Here is a 20,686-nt window from a genome sequence, read left to right as displayed (position 1 = left end):
GCGCTGCTCAGCCGCCCGCGATCGCCGAGGGTACGGCGGCGTGGTACCCGAGGCCGCTGGAGACCCGGTCGGCCTGCTCGATCACCTTCATGGCCAACTCGTCCTGCCGGCGGGGCAGGTCCATGGCCGACAGTGGCCCGGACACCGACAGGGACGCCACTATCCGGCCGGAGCGGTCCCGCACGGGCGCCGCGAGGCAGGCCCGGCCGAAAGCCAGCTCCTCCAACTCCGTGGTGTAGCCCCGCTCGCGTCCCTCGGCGAGGGACGCGAGCAGGTTGTCGATGTCGAGGATGGTCTTCGGGGTGTACGTCGGATACCGCGCCCCGATGAGCCCCTCGATGTCCTCCGCGGCCATGTCCGTCAACAGTGCCTTGCCCATTGCGGTGGCGTGCAGCGGACCGCGTCGGCCGATCAGGGTGAAGGAGCGAGGTGCCGAGCGGCCCTCGAAGTTGCACAGGTAGAACAGCTCGGGGCCCTGCCGTTCGGCGACGTTGGCGCCCAGGTTCAGCTCGCCCGCGAGATCCTGGGCGATCTGGCGCGACTGGAGGTGGATCGGGGACTGGTTGAGGGCGATGCCGGCCAACCCCACCACGGTCGGCCCGATCCGGTACAGGCCGCTGTGGCTGTCGTGGGTGACGAAGCCCAGGATTTCCAGCGTGCCGATCAGCCGGGAGACCGTGGACTGGCCCAGGCCGGTGAGCTGGACCAGCTCCGAGACGCGCCGTTCGGGGTGCTCTTCGGTGAACGCGCGCAGCAGTGACAGCGCGCGTTCCACGCTCTGCGTGCCGCCGCCGACCTCGCGCGTGTTGCTGGAGCGTGGCATCGTCTCCAACTCTCTGTCCGTGGTGAGAAAATCCAGATTGTGGATCTTATATTATCATTTGCCCGCGGTGCAGGCGGAACCCGCGAGGCGTCGTCGATCATGACCGCCGCACCGCCCTCCGTATGGCGATACTAGCGCTCGGAGCCCCGAGGTACACATCTGATACCCACATTGCAGATGTGTATTGCAAATCCATCGTGGCCAGGGTTACAGTCCTCAACGCACGCTTCACCTCATCGAAACATCACCCGGCGTGGCTGGCCGGCGTGCCTGCCCGCCGCGGGACCGATCAGGAAGAAGGAGCATCGACATGATGCCGCGGCCCTGTGAACCGGGCACGAAGTGACGAGCACGCCAACCCTCGCGCCGGCCAAACCGGTCCCGTCCGGGCCCGCGCCCGCGCGCACCCGCCGACGTCCCGGCCGGCTGCGCCGACACATGTGGCACTACATCTTCCTCACCCCGATGGCGCTGCTGTTCGTGGCCTTCACCGTATGGCCGATGCTCGCCAGCTGGTGGTACTCCCTGTTCAACTGGGACGGAATCGGACCGGCCAGCGACTGGGTCGGCCTCGCCAACTACACCGAGGTGCTGCAGAGCCCCAAGTTCTGGCACTCCTTCGGAAACTCATTCCTCTTCTCGCTGGTCGCGATCTGCGTCCAGATGCCACTCGCGCTGCTGGCCGCGATCCTGCTCAACAGCGCTCGGCTGCGCGGGCGCAACCTGTACCGGCTGCTGCTGTTCCTGCCGGTGGTGACCAGTACCCCGGTCATCGGCATCATCTTCGCGATCCTGCTCGATCCGTCGGGTGGCCTGCTCAACCAGATCCTGAGCTGGAGCGGTCTGTCCTCCGCGCCGGTCACGTTCCTGTCCGAGTCCTACGCCCTGCCGACGCTGATGGTGATCGACATCTGGAAGACGTTCGGTGTCACCCTCGTGTACTGGCTCGCCGCCCTGCAGACGGTGCCCGGTGACCTGTACGAGGCGGCGAGCATCGACGGCGCGAACGGACGGCAGCGGCTGCGGCACGTCACGCTGCCGGTCATCGCCCCGATCGCGGTCGTGATCCTGGTGCTCACCTTCCAGGGGAGCATGAACCCGTTCGACCTCGTCCAGGCGATGACCCAGGGCGGTCCCAACCACGCCACCGACGTGGTGGCGACCTACATCTACCACTACGCCTTCAGTCCCGACCTCAACGCGCCGCGGTTCGGCTTCGTCTGCGCCGCGGGTGTCGTGTTCGGCATGGTCACCCTGGTGATCACGGTACTGCAGGGGCCGTTGCTGCGCCGCTACTACCTGAGGGGGAGCCGCTGATGCGCCGTATGCAGCTGTGGCATCTGTTCCTGGTGCCCGTCTGCCTGATCTGGGTGTACCCGTTCGTGTGGATGGCTTCCACCGCGTTCAAGTCGCAGCGGGAGATCTTCCTCGGCGGGGTGTCCGTCATCCCGAAGCAGTGGACGTTCGACAACTTCAGCCGGGCCTGGGACACCGCGCACTTCGGCGCCTACCTGTCCAACACGGTGGTGTTCTCCGTGACGACCGTCGTCGTCGTGGTGCTCGTGTCGGCGACCGCCGGGTACGCGCTGGGCAGGGGCAATCTGCCCGGCAAGAAGATCATCGTCGGGTTGCTCATCGCGACGATGTTCATCCCGCAGGGGTACACGATTATCCCGATCCTCAAGCTCGTCGACGCGGTGCACCTGCAGAACGGTCTGCTGGGCGCGGTGCTGGCGACCGCGGGGCCGGCGCACGTCGTGCCCATCCTGCTGTTCATGGGCTACTTCGCCGGCATGCCGCAGGAGTTGGAGGATGCCGCGCTCATCGACGGCGCCGGCTACCCGCGCACGTTCTTCCGCATCATGCTCCCGCTGACCAAGCCGGTCATCAGCACCGTGTCGCTGTTCACCTTCATGTCGGCCTGGAACTCCTTCTTCATCCCGCTGGTCTTCACCCTCGGCCGACCCGATCTGCGCACGCTCGGCGTGGGCATGTTCAGCTTCTTCGGTCAGGACTCGACCGACTGGGGCGGCCTGGCCGCGGCGGCGGTCATCAGCTTGCTGCCGATCGTCGCCATCTTCGTGCTCCTGCAGCGCACGTTCGTGGAGGGCATCGCCGGCTCCGTCAAGTCGTAGCGCCACGCCTGTAGGGCCGGTGGGCCGGGGCGGGCACCGCCCGTATTGACGACAAGCTCGACATCGCGTTTCGGAGGAGAGAAAGCTTCATGGCGAACGACGTCCAGTCCCACCTCGGCGGTTGGCTTCCGATCCGGCGCGCGGGCGTCATGGTGGTGCTCGACGTGGGCGGCCCGCACCTGCCCCGGATCGTGTACTGGGGCCGTGACCTGGGCGATTTGGACGCCGACCAGTACCGGCTGCTGGCCGTCGAGCCCTACACCACGGCGGCCCCCACCAACTACCCCGATGTGCCGCTGACCCTGTCGCCGTCCCGCGCGCAGGGCTGGGACGGCTGGCCCGGGCTGACCGGTCACCGCGACGGGTTCGCCTCACAGCCACTGTTCACCCTCGCCGAGGTGTCGCTGGGCGCCGCGCCCGATGGCGACCTGCTGCGCTATGCCGGCGTCGACGACCTGGCCGGCCTGCGCCTGGACGGTGAGCTGGAGCTGACCGTCGACGGCGTGCTGCGCCACCGCCAGACGCTGACCAACGTCGCCGCCGACGCCGCCTACACCGTCGACGACCTGCTGACCGTGCTGCCGGTGCCGTCCCGCGCGATGGAGGTTCTCGACTACACCGGCCGCTGGGCCAACGAGGCGCAGCCCCAGCGCCGCACGCTGGATCAGGGGACCTGGCTGCGCGAGCAGCGCCGAGGCCGCACCGGACCCGACTCACCGCTGCTGCTGAGCATCGGCACCCCGGGCTTCACCCACCGCGAGGGCGAGGTGTGGGGCATTCACCTCGGGTGGTCCGCCGACCAGCGGTACCTCGCGCAGCGGCTGAACGACGGGTACGCCCTGGTCGGAGCCGGCGAGATCCTCGCGGCCGGCGAGGTGATCCTCGCCCCCGGCGAGGCGCTGACCACACCGTGGGCCTACGGCGTGTTCTCCGACCGGGGACTCGACGGCGCCTCCGCCCGGCTGCACGCGATGCTGCGCCGCCGTCCCGGCCACGTCACGTCGCCGCGGCCGATCGTGGTCAACACCTGGGAAGCGGTGTATTTCGACCAGTCGTTCCCGCGGCTGGCGGCGCTGGCGGACGCGGCCGCCGAGGTCGGCGCCGAGCGGTTCGTGCTCGACGACGGGTGGTTCGGGTCCCGACGCGACGACACGCGGGGCCTGGGCGACTGGTACGTCTCCGACGAGGTGTGGCCGGACGGCCTGGGCCCGCTCGCCGACCACGTGCGCTCGCGGGGCATGGACTTCGGGCTGTGGTTCGAGCCGGAGATGGTCAACCCCGACTCCGACCTGGCCCGCGCCCACCCCGACTGGGTGATCGGCACCGACGGGCGGATGCCACCATCGGCGCGCCACCAGCAGGTCCTCGACGTGTCCCACCCGCAGGCGTACGCGTACCTGCGCGACCGCATGTCGGACCTGATCGCGCAGTACCAGATCGGGTACCTGAAGTGGGACCACAACCGCGACGTCGCCGACCCCGTGCACCGCGGCGGCCCCCGGGCCGGGCGCCCGGCGCTGCGCGAGCAGACCCTCGCCGTGTACCGGCTGATGGACGAGCTGCGCACCCGCCACCCCGGGCTGGAGATCGAATCGTGCTCGTCCGGCGGTTCGCGCGTCGACTACGGAGTGCTGGCACACACCGACCGGGTCTGGGCCAGCGACTGCATCGACCCGCTGGAGCGGGTCGGCATCGTCGCCGGCATCAGCACCCTGCTGCCGTTCGAACTCATCGGGGCCCACGTGGGGTCGCGGCGCTCACACACCACCGGTCGCCAACAGGATCTGCCGCTGCGGCTGGCCGTGGCGACCTTCGGTCACGCGGGGATCGAATCCGACCTCACCTCGCTGTCGAGCGAGGAGCTGGGTCAATTCAAGCAGTGGGTGGCGTTCGTCAAGTCGGTGCGCCCGCTCGTGCACTCCGGCGAGGTGGTCCGGATCGACCGGCCCGAGGATCCGGGCACGGTGCTGTACGGCGTGGTGAGCGCCGATGGCCGCGAGGGCCTGTTCAATCTGGTTCGGCTGCGCTCCGGCGTCGGATACGAGACCGCGCCGCTACGCCTCGGCGGGGTACGGCCGTCGCTGCGCTACCACGTGACGCGGGTACCGCTGCCCGGCGAGGACGCCTCGGTGCACGGCCTGCACCCGCGCACCGGCGTGGACGGCGTGGTCGTGGCGGGCACCCTGCTGCGCGATGCCGGCCTGCCCGCGCCGTCGTTGCGTCCCGAGCAGGCCGCGATGTTCCACCTGCGGGCCGTGGACGGCGAGGAGCAGTGACCGTCCCCGGTCCCCCGGCCGCACCCCCGTACCGGGTCCTGGTCACCGGCGCCAGCGGCACCATCGGCCGGCGCACGGTGGACACCCTCGTCGAGGCCGGCATCGGGGTGACGGCAGTGTCGGTGGACGGGCCCGGCGACTGGCCGGCCCCGGTTCGCGGCCTGCGGATCGACGCGACCGACGAGGCCGCCATGGCCGAGGCCATGGACGGCTGCGAGGCGATCGTGCACCTCGCCGCGCTGGCGCACCCCTCCCTCGGAACACCGCTGCGGGTGTTCACCAACAACGTCGTATCCACCTTCACCGTCCTGACCCTGGCCGCGCAGGGGGGCATCGGGCGCGCGGTCATCGCGAGCAGCATCAACGCCTCGGGCATCAACCTCAACCCGCACGCGCCCGCGCCCGCCTATTTCCCGCTCGACGAGGACCTGCCCGCCGACATCGCCGACGCCTACTCGCTGTCCAAGCGGGTCGACGAGCTGTCGGCCGCGATGGTCGCCCGCACCTGGGGCCTGGACGTCGTCGCGCTGCGCTTCCCGCTCGTCAAGTCGCCGGAAGAGCTGCGGAGCATCGGCGCCGAGACCGCCCAGGACCCGGCAAGCATGATGCGTACCGGCTGGGCCTACCTGACCGTGGACGACGCCGCCCGGGCGGTGCTGTGCGCCCTGCGCGCACCACTGCCCGGGGCCCACGTCATCGGAGTCAGCGCGGCGGACACACTGCTCGATCTGCCGAGCGAGGACCTGCTCGACCGGTACGCGCCGGGCGTGGCGCGGCGACGGCGGTTCGCCGACCGCGAGGCGCTGATCGACACCACCAGGGCCCGGACGCTGCTCGGCTTCGAGCCGGCGCAGTCCGTTCACGAGTTCGCGAGCGCGCCGGGCAACGGGTGCGGAGAGGGAGAAACACACTGATGCGAATTACCTCTGTGGAGACGTTCGTCCTGAGCAACCGGCAGGCACTGGTCAAGGTGTCGACCGACGAGGGCGTCGCCGGATGGGGTGAGCACACCCTCGAAAACTGGGTACGCACATCCTCGGCGGCCGTCGAGCGGATGTCAGAGCACCTCGTGGGCGCGGACCCGCTGCGCATCACCGGACTGTGGCAGACCCTCACCAGGGGCGGCTTCTACCGGGGCGGCCCGGTGCTGTCCTCCGCGGTGGCCGGGCTGGACCAGGCGCTGTGGGACATCAAGGGCCGATGGCTCGGCGTGCCCGTACACGAGTTGCTGGGCGGACCGACCCGGGACGCCGCGCGGATCTACGCGCATGCCAACGGACCTGAGCGCACCGGCGACCTGCAGCGGGCCCGGGCACACGTCACGGCCGGGATCGATCTGCTCAAGGTGGCCCCGCACGGCCGGATCGAGTTCCTGGAGAAGCCGGAGCACCTCGACACCCTGCTCGCCGAGCTCGCCCAGCTGCGGGCGGCGGTCGGTACCGGCGTCGATCTGGCGATCGATCTGCACGGACGGTTCTCCCTGCCGCTGTCCCGGCGGCTGCTGCCCCGGCTCGACGCGCTCGGCATCGCCTTCGTCGAAGAGCCCGTGCGCCCGGAGCACAGCGACCTCATCGGCGACCTCGTCCGCTGCTCGCCCATCCCGGTGGCGACCGGCGAGCGGCTGTACTCGCGGGCCGAGTTCCGCCGCGTTCTCGACGCGGGCGTGGCGATCGTGCAGCCGGACGTGTGCCACGCGGGCGGAATCACCGAATGCTTCCGGATCGCCACGCAGGCGGAGACCTACGACGCCCAGCTGGCACCGCACTGTCCACTCGGGCCGGTGGCCCTCGCGGCGAGCCTGCAGTTGGCGTTCGCGGTGCCCAACTTCTACGCCCAGGAACAGGTGCTCGATCTGCATCTGGGAACCTCTCCGGCGGCGACGGTGCTCACCAACCCGCAGGTGCTGGTTCCCATCGATGGCCGGATCCCCCGGCTCACCGGACCCGGACTGGGCGTGGAGGTCGACGAGGACGCGGTCAGGGCCGCGGTCGACGCCGGCCGCCTCGCGCCCGGATCGCCGGCGTGGGCCCACCCCGACGGGTCGTTCGCGGAGTGGTGAGCGGCCGGCGCGCGGGCCGATGTCGCCGCGTCGGTCTCCGCCGATCGAGGCAACGCGATCCGACGTGGGCTGACGGCTGGCATCCTGGTCGGGGTCGACATCACCGCCCGCAGCCTGTGACGACGGGACAGGCCGCGCTGCTGGCGAGTGGTCAGCCGACCGCCGGGTAGCGCACCTCGAACGTCACGCAGCCCTCCGGCGCCACCCAGGGGCCGTGCGGCATCCCCGGCGGCCGGCAGGCGTAGGTCCCGGCCTCGAAGGTCTGCCCCAGCCGCAGGTCGTGCAGCGAACCGCTGAGGATGTAGACCTCCTCCCAGAAATCGTGGGTCAGGGGCCCGAGCGCGCTGGTGTCCGTACCCGGAAGGAACCGCAGCATCCGCGTGGCGATCGAGGTGTCCCCGTACCGGGCCAGGATCCGCTCGGTCTGACCCGACACCGGTGGGTGGGTGGGCGTCCACTCGACCGCGTCGACGGGCGTGAACTCCAGCTCCGGCTTGGCCAGGCTCGGGCGGCTGGCGCGCCGCACCTGGTATCGCAGTTCGGCCTCGGCGCCGGTGGCCGGATCGCGCAGCGCGGCCCGGAACGTCTGCGCCGGCCGCAGCGGGCCGCCGGTCACCGGAAGGCTGCCGGTGAACAGCACGTCGCCGTCGGTGAGCAGGATGCCCTCGCGGTGCAGCAACTCCTCGATCTCGGCGAACGGCAGGATCTCGGCGAGGGTGCCGCGCTGGTACGGCTCGCCGTCGGCCCAGCTCGCCAGCTCGATGGCGTCCAGGTCGGGTACGCCGTCCAACGGGATCACCGTGTCCGCCACGATCTTCGGGCACGCGGCCTTGCTGCCGGAGATGCTGTGCCGCTCCAACTCCCGGTCGGTGTGATCGCTGCCTACCGTCAGCCAGCGCCGGCCCTCCTGCACGACGATCACCGCCTCGACCTCGCCGGAGGTGAAGTCCCCGCCGACCTCGATGCCGTCGCCGGTGGTCAGCAGCTCGGCAGGCAGCGGCATGAGGATGGGCACGCGGTCCGGTACCGGCACCCCCAGCTCGCGCAGCTCGTCGATGTGCGCCTGCACGCCCGAGCTGTCGCGGCCGGTGAACCCGGCGACCAGAACCCGCCGCACCGGTACCGACAGCGACCGGTCGGTGCTCGCCACCCGGAACTGGAAACTCACTTCGCACCCTCCTTGCGGGTTGGACCCGCGTCGGGACTGGTCTGGTCGGATCCGGCGGCCGGGATCGGCTGGGTCCAGACCCGGTCGCGCAGGGCGGGGAAGGTGGCCCGGGCGGCCGTCGCCACGCCCAGGTCGATCTCGACGTCGAGTCGCCCCGGCTCACTGCCGGCGGCGCCGACCACCGCTCCCCAGGGATCGATCACCGCGCTGTGGCCCCCGAGCTCGACACCGTGGCTGGTACCCGCGGCGTTGCAGCCGATGACGAAGGCCTGGTCCTCGATCGCCCGAGCACGCAGCAGGGCCGACCAGTGCTCCACCCGCGCCGCCGGCCAGGTCGCCGGCACCACGTACCCGCTCACCTCATCGACCACCGCCCGGAACAGCTCGGGAAACCGCAGGTCGTAGCAGATGGCCAGGCCCATCCGGGCGCCGGCGAGCGGGAACGTGGCGGTGGCTCGGCCCCCGGCGATCAGCTCGGGTTCCCGGGATGCGTACCCGAAGACGTGCACCTTGCGGTAGCCGGCCAGGGGTGCGCCGTCCGGCCCGAAGACCAGGCTGGTGTTGTGCAGCCGCGGCCGGCCGTCGGCGCCGGTGGCGCCGGCCTCGACCAGGCTGCCGATGTGCAGCGTGATGCCCAGCGTTCCGGCCAGCCGGGCCAGCCGGGTGGGCAGCGGGCCGGACGGGGTGGTGGCCGCCGCGGCGTACCCGTCGAAGGCGAAGTAGCCCGGGTACCACAGCTCCGGCAGTACGACGAGGTCGGCGCCATCGCCGGCCGCATCCCGAATCTGCCCCAGCACCGATTCCAGGTACCGTTCGCCGTCCGCCGTCTCGGGCAGCGGCCGCAACTGCAGGCAGCTCACCCGGACCCGCCCGCTCATGCGGCGGCCCACAGGTCGCGGGCGCCGGCGGCGATCACCTCGTCGGCGCCGAGATCGAGGTCCGTCAGCCCGCGCCGTCGGGCGAAGTCGACCAGCGCCACGACGTCGTCCGCCCCGATGGCCGGCTCGTAGAACGGCGCGTCCCGGGCGATCAGGCCGGCGATGAGATCGGCCTCGGCCGCCGGGAACAGCCGGCGCCCGACCTCCGTGGCCAGGCCCGGGTCCTCCCGCAGCCTGGCCTGCGCGTCCATCATGCCGGCCAGCACCGCGGCCAGCCGCGCCGAGCCCGCCTCGTTGGCCGGCTCGAGCGCCATCAGCCCGGGGAAGGTGAACCGCGCCAGCCCCGCCGGCCCATCGCCCCGGCGCGCGTCGATGAGCACAGTCCCGGTGCCGGCCCGGACCGCAACCTCGGCGCCCATGCCGTTGGCCCAGAAGCCGTCGATCCGCCCGGCGGCGAGCGCCTCGGCCGCCATCACGCCGAACGACGTGTTGCCGTCGGTCGAGGCCGGTACCGGTCCGATCGCGACCGCACCCGGCGGTAGCCCCGACTCCTCCAGCAGCTGCACCAGTGCGTCGACGGGGCCGGGCGCTGCCGCGATCCGAAGGCCGCAGAGCGCCTCGATCGGGTCGCCCGGGCGCAGGCCGAGATCGGAGCGCACGACGAGGAACCAGTAGGTGTGCCGCGCCAGGGCGGCGAAGAGCCTGACTCCGCCGCCGTCGGGCGCGCCGTGGAACATCGTGTGCGCGGCGCCGCCGAGCACGTCGAGCTTGCCGGCACGCAGGTCCTGCACCGCGTCCAGCACCGGGAACCGCAGCTCGAGTTCGCACTCCACGCCGCGCGCGGCGATGCAGCCCAGCTCGACCGCCGCGATCAGCGGGAAGTACGACGGGGAGATCAGATCCGGTACGGCGAGCCTCATCGGAGCCGCCCGCCCCGGGAGCGGATTGACCATGGCGAAAACTGTATACAGTAGCTTCGTCCCTGACAAGGGCATGTGGCCGCGTACCGATTGCCCGAGCGAGGCTGTCGAGCTACAAATCGTCCACGATCATCTTCGAAGCGCGACGGGCCGGGCGGCGCCGGCTCAGATCGGCTTCTGCGGCGAACTTGGCATCATCGATGCCGGTGCGACGACTCGTCAGCGACGCGCGTCGGCCCGATGATGGCGTGGTGGGCAATGCGCCCGACCAGATCAGCCCGGATGAATCGAACGACAGACCCGGGCACCGGCTGCACGACGATTCATTGAGGAGGGTGTGTTGGGCGAGGACTACTCCCTGGCACTGTCCAGGTTGGAGATCGCACGGCCGTTGAGCGAGCAACCATGAGCAGGGCGATCTCGCCGGTGCGCGGCGCGGTGGCCGGCCTGGTCGGCAACACCCCGCTGACGCGGCTGTCCGCGATCAGCGCCGAGCTGACTCACACGCTGTGGGCGAAGTGCGAGTTCATGAACCCGCTCGGTTCGGTCAAGGACCGGATCGCGAACTTCATGATCGAGGAGGCGGTACGCGACGGGCAACTGCGGCCCGGCGGCACCATCGTCGAGGCCACCGGCGGCAACACGGGCGTGGCCCTGGCCGCGGTCGGTGCCACCCGCGGTCATCGGGTAGTGCTGACGATGAGCGACAAGATCGGTCCGGACAAGGTCGCGTTGCTGCACGCGTGGGGCGCGGAGGTGGTGATCTGCGACCACCGCGCGGCGGCCGGCAGCGACCACCACTTCGTATCGATGGCCCGCACCATCGCGGCCGAGACGCCGGACAGTTACCTGGTTGGTCAGTTCGACAACCCGCGCAACGTCGAGGCACACCGGCGGACCACCGGACCGGAAATCTACGCGGCACTGGATGGTCACGTCGGCGCCTTCGTCGCCGGGGTCGGCACCGGCGGTACGTTGATGGGCGCCGGCGGCTATCTGCGCCAGCGTGATCCCGCGGTGCGGGTCGTACTCGCCGATCCGGCGGGCAGCATCCTGGCCGGTGCCGTCACCGGCGAGCCAGTCGAGCCGCATTCCTACCTGGTAGAGGGGATCGGCAGTGACTTTCTGCCCGGCCTGTTCGAGCCCAGCCTGATCACCGACGCGGTCACCGTCACCGACCACGAGTCCTTCTTCATGTGCCTGCGGCTGCAACGGGAGGAGGGCCTCTTCGTCGGCGGTTCGGCGGGGTGCGCGGTCGCCGCCGCGCGGAAGTTCGCCGAGACCCTGGACGGACCGCCGACGAACATCGTCGCGGTACTCCCCGAAACGGGCACCCGCGCGATGGCGACGCTCTACTCCGCGTCATGGCGTGCGCAGCACGGCCTCACCGACCTCGGAGAGTGACCGGCACTTCGGGGTGCGGGCCAACCGGCCCGCACCCCGAAGTCTCGGCACCCTCGCTGTTTCGCCGCGGGCACAGGGAGTGCGCCGCTCATGCGAACGAGGTGCCGACCAGGTTGTAGGTGAGTGCGACGAGGAGATAACCGAGGGCTGCGATGGTCAGGATGCTGTAGCCGATGCGGCCGGTGCGGGTCCACCAGCTCTTGTACCAGGCGGCGACGGCGCCGGCGAGCATGGCCAGGGTCGTTGCGGTGGCGGCGGTGTTGAGGGCGAGCAGCGCGGTCAGGGAGGCTGAGCCGAGGATGATGGTGCGGTTGAAGGCGTTGCCGTCCGCGGTCATCGTCACGAAGCCGATGGTGAACAGCGTGGACAGGGCGCCGGTCGTCCAGGCGACCAGACGGGCCGCCCGGGCCGCGCGGGGGTGTGCGGGACGCTTGCGCAGTCGGCGGGTGGCGGCGATGACGGAGAACGCCAGGAAGCCGAGCAGCAGGACGGCCACGCCGCCGTACAGCAGCGACTGCTGGAGCGCGGGAACCAGGTACCACGGCAGCTTGTTGTAGTCGATGGTCGGGTCGATGGTGGTGAACAGATTGCCCTTGCCGTCGAAGACGATGCGGTCCTGGCCGCCCTGCTCCAGGAACTCGCCCTTGCCGATCGGGGTCCAGTGCTGGGCCGTGGCGTCGGGGTTCTGTGACAGCCCGGTGGTGGTCAGGGTCCCGTCCGCGTTGACGGAGACAGTGGCGGCGTCGACGAGGGCGGCCGCCTTGGTGACCGAGGTGTGGCTGGTCCGGTCGGGGGCGTAGCTGCCCGCGTAGGCGGCGGCGTTCGGGTCGGCGACGGTGGCGGGCCGGGGGCGGATGTCCGGCAGGTAGCGGTCGACGATGTCGTCGATCAGCGCCTTGCCGTCCCAACTGGCGACGCCGTCTCGGCCGTCGCCGTTATAGACCACGTAGATGCCGATGCCCTGGTCTGGCAGCAGGGCGAGGTTGCTGTGGAAGCCGGGGACGTCGCCGTCCTTGAACAGCAGTGGGTGCCCGTTTCGCGGGCGCTGCTCGAACAGGTAGCCCATCCCCGGCAGTCGCGAGGTGTTGGTGAAGTGCTGCTGCTGGGTCAGGGCCGCGACGCCGGCGCCAAGGCGGGGGTCGTCGCCGAGTTCGGCGACCATGAAGCGGCTCAGGTCGGCGGCGGTGGCCACGGTGCCGGCGCCGGTCGGTGACCAGGGTCCGTACTGGCCGTTCTCCTCGGTCTGCGCGTTGCCCTCGGGGCGGTAGCCGTGGGCCAACTGGGCCTGGATCGCGGGCGGGTGCGGCTGGGCAAAGGTCGTCGCGTCCATGTGGAGTGGTGCCAGTTCGTGCTCCCGCACGTACTGGGCGAACGGTTCGCCGGATACCGTCTCGACCAGGTAGCCGGCCAGGGCCACGCCATAGTTGTCGTAGGCCGTCGCTGTTCCCGGTGGACGCACCCGTGGAGGCTGGTGGGCGGCGAGGTACGCGCCGAGTTGGGGGACGTCCGCGGGATTCGCCACGTCCGCCCCCACCGGGTTGTCATCGAAGCCCGCCGTGTGGGTGAGCAGGTCCTCCGCGGTGACGGGATGGCCGGGGTAGGTGTCGCGGATTTTGAATGTGGTGAGGTACCTGTTCACATCGGCGGCCGGGTCCAGCCTTCCTTGCTTGATCAGCTGCGTCACGGCCGTCGCGGTGAACAGCTTGGCCACCGAGCCGGTGAAGAACTCGGTCGTGTCGGCGTCAACCGGGGTCCCGGTTTTCACGTCGGCGACCCCGTAGCCCTTCGCGAAGACCTGGGTGCCGTTCTGCACAACCACCACCGCGGCCCCCGGAATCCTGTCCTGCGCCAGTTGCCCCGTCACGGTCGCGTCGATCAGCGAGCCAATGCCGGAAAGGTCGACCGGCGTACCGGTAGCGGCGGACGGGGTCTCGGCGTGGGCGGGCGCCGCTATGCCCAGACCCATGCTCACGGCGAGCACCCCGGTGGCGATCTTCTTCAGCATCCTGCGCTCCTGAACCTCCCACCGTGGCCCTTTGCCCTGGTGGCACCACTGATCGTTCCGAGAACGGGGGCACCATAAAATGGCTCCACCTGCCCAACCCGGGGTGTAGCCAGCTACACCCCGGGTTGACGGCCCAAGGCCCGTGCGCGGCCGCCGGCCATCCCGCAGACTGTCGATCGCACCTGACCGGCGACCCCTCATTCGAAAGCGGACAGACCATGAGCGGCCCCACCGCCACCCGTACCAACCCCGTTACCGCCACCCGGCGTGCCCGGATCGGCGACCGCGTCACCGCTGCGGGCCGAGGGGCCGTCCTGTTCCTGCTCACCCTCCCTGCGATGGCCGCCTTCGGCGCCGTCGTCCTGGCGATGGCCCTGATGAGCGTCGGTATCGGGCTCCTGCTCGTGCCGCCCGCCATCATCGTGCTGCGCAGGGTGGCGGACCAGCGCAGGCGCCTGGCCCACGCCTGGCAGGGCATCGAGGTACCGAGCCCCTACCGACCGGAGCCGGCGGAGCACCGCGGCGGTGCCGCCGCACGGGTGCGGCACTGCCTGAGCGTCCTGCGCGACCCCGCGACCTGGCGCGACCTCCTGTGGTCAATCACCGATCCCGTCATCGGCGCAGCCTTGGCCTTGCTTCCGATCGCCCTGATCCTCGAAGGGATCTACGGATTCGTCATCACCGCGCTCTGGGGGCCGCTGACCCAGGCCGGCCTGCGCGACTGGTACCTGTTCGTCCACGTCACCCCGGCCAACGCCGGTACCGCCTGGGCCACGTCCGCGATCGGCGCGGCACTGGTCGTCGCGGGACTCGGCTGCGCACCGGCGCTGCTGCGCGTGAACGGCCGCTGGGCCCGCCTGCTGCTCGCCCCCACCGCCGCGGCCACGATGGCCCGGCGCGTCCAGCACCTGACCGAGACCCGGGCCGATGCCGTGGACACCAACGCGGCCGAACTGCGCCGCATCGAACGCGACCTGCACGACGGGGCCCAGTCGCGCCTGGTCGTCATGGGGATGAACCTCAACGCCGCCGCCCGGCTGCTGGAGCGGGACCCCGAGACGGCGCGGAATCTGCTGTTGGAGGCGCGCGACTCCTCCGCCAAGGCACTGACCGAAATCCGCGACCTGGTGCGCGGGATTCATCCGCCGGTCCTGGCCGACCGCGGGCTCGTCGACGCCGTCCGGGCCCTGGCCCTGGACAGCGCCCTGCCGGTGGAGGTGAGGGCCGACCCGGTGGGACGGCTGGAGGCGCCGTTGGAGGCCGCCGCCTACTTCGCGATCGCCGAGGTGCTCACGAACGCCGCGAAGCACTCGCGGGCCGAGCGGGTACGGATCGAGATCCACCACGGCGACGGTGTGCTGCGAATGGCGGTGACCGATGACGGCATAGGCGGAGCGAGCATCTCGGCAGGGACCGGTCTGCGCGGTATCGAACGGCGACTCGCTACATTCGACGGGATCATCGCCGTCAGCAGCCCGCACGGTGGTCCTACCGTCGTCACCATGGAGTTACCGTGCGCGTCGTCCTCGCCGAAGACCTCTACCTCCTCCGGGACGGCATGACCCGCCTGCTCCAGGCGTACGACTTCGAGATCGTCGCCGCCGTCGACAACGGGCCCGACCTGCTCCAGGCCCTGGTCAGGGAGAAACCGGACGTGGCGGTGGTCGATGTTCGGATGCCGCCGACCTTCACCGACGAAGGACTCCAGGCGGCTCTGCGGGCCCGGCGCGAGGTCCCGGGCCTGCCGGTGCTGGTGCTGTCGCAGTACGTGGAGCAGCTCTACGCGCGGGAACTGCTGGCCGACGGCAAGGGCGCGGTCGGCTACCTGCTCAAGGACCGGGTCTTCGACTCCGACCAGTTCGTGGACGCGGTGCGCCGTGTGGCCGGTGGCGGCACGGTCGTCGACCCCGAAGTCATCGCGAAGCTGCTCACCCACAACCAGCGTAAGGGCCCACTTTCCGACCTGACACCGCGCGAACGCGAGGTGCTGTCGCTGATGGCCGAGGGCCGGTCCAACGCGGCGATCGCCGAACGCCTGGTCATCACCGAACGGGCCATCTCGAAATACACTTCGAACATCTTCGCCAAACTTGGGCTTCCCCCGTCCGATGACGACAACCGCCGGGTGCTGGCCGTCATCGCCTACCTTCAGGCCTGAACCCGACGACAGCCCACCTGACCCGATACGCGCCGGGCCCGGCCGCGCGAGGTGGCGCCGCGTACCACCGCGCGTGACGGAGCGCACGGCTGTGATTTCACCTGTCCGGATGTCAGTGGTTCCTGGCCGGACGAGAGCGGCACCGCGCACCGATCGGTGGGCAGCATGGGCTCGGACAGCCGGTCCAGGCCGACGCATCCCGAAAATCCTGGGGTCAGGCCAGAGTTCATCGCGGGGGAAAAGACTCGAATGGCCAAGGTGATAGTTGGGGCTACTCCCTTTCAGGGGCATGTGAGCCCGGTCCTCACGGTCGCGGCGGACCTGGTCGGGCGTGGCCACGAGGCGGTCGTCTACACCGGATCCCGGTTCGAGGAGCGTGCTCGGGCGATCGGAGCGCGGTTCCGGGCCGTACCGCCGGAGGCCGACCTCGACGACCGGAAGTTGGACACCCTCTTCCCGGTGCGGGCCACGCTGCCACCGGGACCGGCCCAGCTATCGTTCGACTTCGAGAATTTCTTCCTCGGCCAGTTGCCGGCGCAGCTGCGGGGTCTACGGGCGCTGCTGGCGGAATTCCCCGCCGACGTGGTGCTCGGCGAGCTTGGGTTCTGGTCGATACCGGTGCTCAGCCTCTCCACGGCGCCGCAGCAACGCCCGACGCTCGTGACGCTGGGCTCTGTTCCCCTGCTGATTCAGAGCGAGGACACTCCCGCGTTCGGCGCCGGCATCCTGCCGACGCCGGGTGAGCAGGCCCGCGCCCGCAACCGAGCGATGAATGCCGAGGTGCGTCAGGCCTTCGCCGATCTGCAGAGATTCGCCGAGGCGACGCTCGGGTCGTTGGGCGTGGCGCTGCCCGACTACCTCTTCGACGCGCCCTTCCGCCATACCGACCACTACCTGCAGCTGACCGTGCCCAGCTTCGAGTACCCCCGCGGCGACCTTCCGGCACACCTCCGGTTCATCGGGACGCTACCGCCAGCCCCCGGTGGCGACTACGTAGAGCCGGCATGGTGGCCCGAGCTGTCGGCCGGCCGGCCGGTGGTGGTCGTCACCCAGGGCACCGTCGCCACCGCCGACCTGAACGAACTGGTCATCCCCACGGTGCGTGCCCTCGCCGACCTCGACGTCCTCGTGGTGGCCGCCACCGTACGGGAGGACGGGCCGGACCTGATACGCCATGCCCTGGCCGAGGTGCCGGACAACGTGCGGCTGGCTGGCTTCGTCCCGTTCGACCGGCTGCTACCGCACGCCGACGCGTTGGTGACCAACGGCGGATACGGCGGAGTGCAGACCGCCCTGTACCACGGAGTCCCGCTGGTGATCGCCGGGGCCAGCGAAGACAAGCCAGAGGTGGCCGCCCGCGTCGAGTGGAGCGGCACCGGTCTCAACCTGCGCACCGGCACCCCGGAGGTGACCGACCTGCGCACCGCGGTGCGGACAGTGCTGCACGACCCGGACTACCGCTCCCGGGCCGGGATCATGGCCAAGGAGATCGGCCAGTACAACCCGTTGAAAGCGATCGCCGACATCGTCGAGGCGTCCGCCCGGTGGCTCCCCTAAACCTCCGAGTGGGCCCGCTCACCGGCGAGCGTAGTTCTCCAGCCGGCTGGTGATGAACTCCAACGCGGACGGCACGTCGACGTCCACCCCGACCTCGGCGGTCGGCTGGTTGCGCACCCCGCGCAGGTCCACCAGAGTATTGCCGCGGCTCGGCCCGACCGTGGTGTCCACCTCGACATACGCCGGCTCGGCGGTGACCAGGCCGGGCCGGATCGCCTCCGCCATCACCAGCGGATCGTGCAGCGGCACGACGTCCATCCCGATGTCCCGCCGATACGCCGCGAGGTAATACTCCAACGCGTCCGCGCACAGAGCGGCCACGGTGCCCGCCGAGCGCAGCCGATCCAAGTCGTCCGGACGGTAGGCGGTGCGGTACGTGACGTCCAGCCCGACCAGCGTGGTCGGCACCGGCCGGGGCAGCCCTGGCTCGGTCAGCACCCGGTAGGCCGCCTCTGGGTCGGCCCAGATGTTGAACTCCGCGGCCGGGGTGCGGTTGCCTGCGCCGATCGAGCCGCCCATCACCACCAGCCGGGCCAACCGCGAGGCCACCTCGGGGTACACCGCGAACAGATGCGCCACGTTGGTCAGCGGCCCGGTCGCCACCAGCGTCACCGGCTCGGTGGCGGCCCGTACCGTCTCGACCATCAACTCCAGCGCAGTGGCTTCGACCGGTCCGGCCCCGGAGGTCGGCAGGGTGACGCCGCCCAGTCCGTTGCCACCGTGCACCGACTCAGCACGGTTGTCCAACGTCCGCAGGTACGGCCGGTCCGCGCCACGGGCCACTGGGATGTCGGCCCGGCCGGCCAGCGCCAGCACATCCAACGCGTTGCGGGTGGTTGTGTCGATCCCGACGTTGCCGCCGACGGTGGTGACTCCGACCAACTCCACCTCCGGGCTGGCCACCGCCGTCAGGATAGCGATCATGTCGTCGATGCCGGGGTCGCAGTCGAGCAGCACGGGACGCGTCACGCGCAGAATTTTCGCACAGCGTCAGGCCGACGCGGGCAGTCGGCTCCCTCGACAACAACGGCCGTCGACAGGTCAGCTCAGTCCACGTGCGCGTCGATCGGTGCCGTCGGGTACGGCAGTCCTGCCTCGCCCGGTCGAGCCACCCCTCATCGGCGGGGTCACGGTGGCGGGATGGCTCGACCGGGCGGAGCCCGTTACTTCGGCGGACCGATGAAGAGCCCACCGGGACATATGCCCGCTCGCGGCGCCTCAGCCCATCCGACAAACCACCTCTGAAATCTGCGGTTCGGATTTCGAGCCTCTGGCGGCTCGCGACTCGAACGGCCGGGAAAGCTACGGCCCGTCCGCCGTGGGGTGCACAGAGACGGGCCGTAGCCATGCGAACCGCGAGAGTACGGCGATGTTCGACGATCAGGCGGTGAAACCACCATCGACGTTAATCGTCGCGCCGGTGACGTACCGCCCGTCCGGGCTGGCGAGGAACGCCACCGCGGCGGCCACCTGGGCTGGTGCCGCGAAATGACCGAGGGAAAGCCTCGTCGACAAACGCGCGACCGTCTGGCGGCGATCGGACTCCGCGTCGCCTCGCTAGAGCTGCTTGGCGTGCCCGGGCAGTTCCACGTCGGCGAGGCCGGTGAGGATGTCCCCCAGCGTCAGCGGCTGGTCCACCAGGCACGTGCCGTTGGACAACAGCAGCGCCGGTACCTTCGTGGCGAGCTCGGCCTCGCTCAGCACCGCGGCGAGGGCGTGCAGCGCCTCCCCCTGCGCGCCGATGCGCTCTCGCAGGCCCGCCTCACCGCCCGCGAGCACGATGACCCGGTTCAGGGTCCACGGGTCCTGGGACGGACGGTTGTCGTACGTCGAGATCGCCCCGGAGGTGACCGCGGCAACGGTGCTGATGGTGGCCGCGCCGATGAGACAGACGTGGGCCAGGATCTGCTCGGTGTTCCACTCGCCGGGCGGCGGCACGGCGCGCGGCTCGGCGGCCAGCAGCGCGTCGTAGGCATGCAGGAGCGATTTGGTGTCCATTGGATCGACTTCTCTCAGGCGTGTGCGGCGGACATTTCCCACGGCGACTGCGGAAGCACGTCGCCGGTCTCCAGCAGGGACTTCAGGTTCGACAGAACGGCCGGCCAGCCGTTCGAGATGCCGTTGAACATGTCGAGGTTGGGGAGGTTCTCGTGGGTCACCGTGAGGCGCACGATGTCCTCGTGCGGCTCGACGAGGAACGTGACCGCCGACGCCTCCCGCTCCTCGTCCGGGCTGTCCTCGAAGGTGATGACCAGGCGCGTTGGCGGCTCGGCGGCGAGCACCTTGCCCACGACGTCGACGACACCCGATCCGTCGGCGCGCCGGTGCTCCCACGCCGAGCCGGGCTGCCAGTCGGAGACGTTGGCGTGGCCCCAGAACCGTGCCGTCAGGTCGGCGTCGGTGAGCGCTCGCCATACCTGCTCGGCGGTGGCGTGGATGTAGGTGACGTACACGTATGTCGGCACGGAGGTCATGGCGTACTCCTCTGCTTGATGTTTGATCGCGCTGAGTGCCTGCAGGCGCGGCTTGTCGAAGACAGAGATCCAGCGCCGCTCGATCTCATGGATCGGCGCCGGATTCAGGTAGTGCAGGCGCTCCCGCCCCCGCCGCACGACGGTGACGAGGTCGGCCCTCACCAGGAGGTCGAGATGCTGGGTGGCCGATTGACGGGCCATGGCCAGTTGCTCGCAGAGTTCGCGCAGCGTCTGACCGTTGCGTTCGCGGAGGCGGTCCAGCAGGAGCCGCCTGGTCGGGTCGGCCAGCGCCTTGAAGATCAGCTCCGTCTCGCTCACGCCTGACATTATGCAGGTGTTTACCTGCCTAATGTCAAACCCGAAGTTCCGCAGCCAGGCGCGCGGAGTTGATCGCGTGCTACGAGCGGTGTCCCGGCCGCCGGTTCCTCAGCGGTCGCAGCCGCCCATCACCGGGTCCAACGAAGCTCCCCCGGCGATCACGTCGGCCAGCAAAGCACCCTCGGCCATCGCGGGGATGGCCTGCAGGTTGACGAGCCGAGCGTCATCGAGGTCAGCGGTGCGGTAGCCGGCGTGAGCCGACCAGGCCGGTCACCGCGACCGCGACGGCCCCGCTCAATTCGGCGGTGCGCTCCGGTGGCGCGGCGCGACCGCCAGCGCGGGCAGGGCTGGGATCCGCCGTTGGCCTCGCACGATTGGTCGCGTCGCAATGCCGCCCGGACGAGTCGCCCCGCAAGGTAGCTTGAGTCGAACGCCCGCGCCGGTGACAACTGTATGAACTACGGCGTATGAACTACGGCCAGCAACTGTGGCCGCCATGTCGTCTGCCTGG

The 20,686-nt window shown here is 70.4% G+C and carries 18 protein-coding genes and 1 pseudogene; 9 read left to right on the top strand and 10 right to left on the bottom strand.

Annotated features, from left to right (window positions below):
- Positions 1–7: 7 nt before the first annotated feature.
- Positions 8–823 carry an IclR family transcriptional regulator gene (locus ABEA87_RS14495; RefSeq protein ID WP_345629788.1) on the bottom strand — a complete coding sequence of 272 codons (816 nt, stop codon included), beginning with the start codon at positions 821–823 and terminating at the stop codon, positions 8–10.
- A 342-nt stretch (positions 824–1,165) separates the two neighbouring features.
- Here ABEA87_RS14495 and ABEA87_RS14490 point away from each other — a divergent pair, with 342 nt between their 5' ends.
- From ABEA87_RS14490 to dgoD, 5 genes are all read left to right on the top strand, one after another.
- Entirely contained in the window at positions 1,166–2,140 is a 975-nt protein-coding gene (locus ABEA87_RS14490; RefSeq protein ID WP_345629787.1) for a carbohydrate ABC transporter permease, read from the top strand.
- Positions 2,140–2,958 carry a carbohydrate ABC transporter permease gene (locus ABEA87_RS14485; RefSeq protein WP_345629786.1) on the top strand — a complete coding sequence of 273 codons (819 nt, stop codon included), beginning with the start codon at positions 2,140–2,142 and terminating at the stop codon, positions 2,956–2,958. Before ABEA87_RS14490 ends, ABEA87_RS14485 begins: the two co-directional genes overlap by 1 nt.
- 89 nt (positions 2,959–3,047) lie before the next feature.
- A complete protein-coding gene (locus ABEA87_RS14480; RefSeq protein ID WP_345629785.1) occupies positions 3,048–5,234 on the top strand; it encodes an alpha-galactosidase in 2,187 nt (728 codons plus the stop codon).
- Entirely contained in the window at positions 5,231–6,148 is a 918-nt protein-coding gene (locus tag ABEA87_RS14475) for an NAD-dependent epimerase/dehydratase family protein (RefSeq protein ID WP_345629783.1), read from the top strand. Before ABEA87_RS14480 ends, ABEA87_RS14475 begins: the two co-directional genes overlap by 4 nt.
- Positions 6,148–7,293 carry a galactonate dehydratase gene (gene dgoD, locus ABEA87_RS14470; protein ID WP_345629782.1) on the top strand — a complete coding sequence of 382 codons (1,146 nt, stop codon included), beginning with the start codon at positions 6,148–6,150 and terminating at the stop codon, positions 7,291–7,293. Before ABEA87_RS14475 ends, dgoD begins: the two co-directional genes overlap by 1 nt.
- Before the next feature lie 151 nt (positions 7,294–7,444).
- On the opposite strand, the gene ABEA87_RS14465 is transcribed toward dgoD, so the two are convergent.
- Genes ABEA87_RS14465 through ABEA87_RS14455 form a run of 3 tightly spaced genes read right to left on the bottom strand, consistent with a single transcriptional unit; the run spans position 7,445 to position 10,292 of the window.
- Positions 7,445–8,461, bottom strand: coding sequence for a DUF2848 family protein (locus ABEA87_RS14465; RefSeq protein ID WP_345629781.1), 1,017 nt, complete (start codon positions 8,459–8,461; stop codon positions 7,445–7,447).
- The gene (locus tag ABEA87_RS14460) at positions 8,458–9,339 is read right to left on the bottom strand and encodes a nitrilase-related carbon-nitrogen hydrolase (protein ID WP_345629779.1); all 882 of its coding nucleotides are present in this window, start codon (positions 9,337–9,339) and stop codon (positions 8,458–8,460) included. Before ABEA87_RS14460 ends, ABEA87_RS14465 begins: the two co-directional genes overlap by 4 nt.
- Complete coding sequence (locus tag ABEA87_RS14455) at positions 9,336–10,292, bottom strand: ABC transporter substrate-binding protein (RefSeq protein WP_345629777.1); 957 nt, start codon at positions 10,290–10,292, stop codon at positions 9,336–9,338. The genes ABEA87_RS14460 and ABEA87_RS14455 overlap by 4 nt, the downstream gene beginning before the upstream one ends.
- Before the next feature lie 372 nt (positions 10,293–10,664).
- On the opposite strand from ABEA87_RS14455, the gene ABEA87_RS14450 reads away from it, so the two are divergent.
- Entirely contained in the window at positions 10,665–11,663 is a 999-nt protein-coding gene (locus ABEA87_RS14450; RefSeq protein ID WP_345629775.1) for a PLP-dependent cysteine synthase family protein, read from the top strand.
- Positions 11,664–11,751: 88 nt separating this feature from the next.
- Here ABEA87_RS14450 and ABEA87_RS14445 read toward each other — a convergent pair whose 3' ends face one another.
- Positions 11,752–13,668: a serine hydrolase domain-containing protein gene (locus ABEA87_RS14445; RefSeq protein WP_345629774.1), complete on the bottom strand. Its 1,917-nt coding sequence runs from the start codon at positions 13,666–13,668 to the stop codon at positions 11,752–11,754.
- Between the two features lie 218 nt (positions 13,669–13,886).
- Between ABEA87_RS14445 and ABEA87_RS14440 the strand changes: the two genes are divergently transcribed.
- The 3 genes from ABEA87_RS14440 to ABEA87_RS14430 all read left to right on the top strand — a co-directional run bounded on the left by ABEA87_RS14440 (position 13,887) and on the right by ABEA87_RS14430 (position 17,383).
- A complete protein-coding gene (locus ABEA87_RS14440) occupies positions 13,887–15,230 on the top strand; it encodes a sensor histidine kinase (RefSeq protein WP_345629772.1) in 1,344 nt (447 codons plus the stop codon).
- Positions 15,182–15,826 carry a response regulator transcription factor gene (locus tag ABEA87_RS14435; RefSeq protein ID WP_345629770.1) on the top strand — a complete coding sequence of 215 codons (645 nt, stop codon included), beginning with the start codon at positions 15,182–15,184 and terminating at the stop codon, positions 15,824–15,826. The genes ABEA87_RS14440 and ABEA87_RS14435 overlap by 49 nt, the downstream gene beginning before the upstream one ends.
- Positions 15,827–16,117: 291 nt before the next feature.
- Positions 16,118–17,383, top strand: coding sequence for a nucleotide disphospho-sugar-binding domain-containing protein (locus ABEA87_RS14430; RefSeq protein WP_345629768.1), 1,266 nt, complete (start codon positions 16,118–16,120; stop codon positions 17,381–17,383).
- A gap of 18 nt (positions 17,384–17,401) precedes the next feature.
- On the opposite strand, the gene ABEA87_RS14425 is transcribed toward ABEA87_RS14430, so the two are convergent.
- From ABEA87_RS14425 to ABEA87_RS14405, 5 genes and pseudogenes are all read right to left on the bottom strand, one after another.
- On the bottom strand, positions 17,402–18,352 hold the full coding sequence (locus ABEA87_RS14425; RefSeq protein WP_345629767.1) for a nucleoside hydrolase: 951 nt from the start codon (positions 18,350–18,352) through the stop codon (positions 17,402–17,404).
- A gap of 411 nt (positions 18,353–18,763) precedes the next feature.
- Entirely contained in the window at positions 18,764–18,898 is a 135-nt protein-coding gene (locus ABEA87_RS14420) for an SDR family oxidoreductase (RefSeq protein WP_425570885.1), read from the bottom strand.
- A 42-nt stretch (positions 18,899–18,940) separates the two neighbouring features.
- Entirely contained in the window at positions 18,941–19,381 is a 441-nt protein-coding gene (locus ABEA87_RS14415; protein WP_345629765.1) for a hypothetical protein, read from the bottom strand.
- Positions 19,382–19,395: 14 nt separating this feature from the next.
- A complete protein-coding gene (locus ABEA87_RS14410; protein WP_345629763.1) occupies positions 19,396–20,175 on the bottom strand; it encodes an ArsR/SmtB family transcription factor in 780 nt (259 codons plus the stop codon).
- 108 nt (positions 20,176–20,283) lie between these two features.
- Positions 20,284–20,388, bottom strand: a pseudogene (locus tag ABEA87_RS14405) (NADH-quinone oxidoreductase subunit D-related protein); the annotation flags it as partial.
- Positions 20,389–20,686: the final 298 nt, after the last annotated feature.

The organism is Rugosimonospora acidiphila (assembly GCF_039543385.1).
Classification (GTDB): Bacteria; Actinomycetota; Actinomycetes; order Mycobacteriales; family Micromonosporaceae; genus Rugosimonospora; species Rugosimonospora acidiphila.
This window is presented reverse-complemented; position numbering and strand designations above follow the sequence as displayed.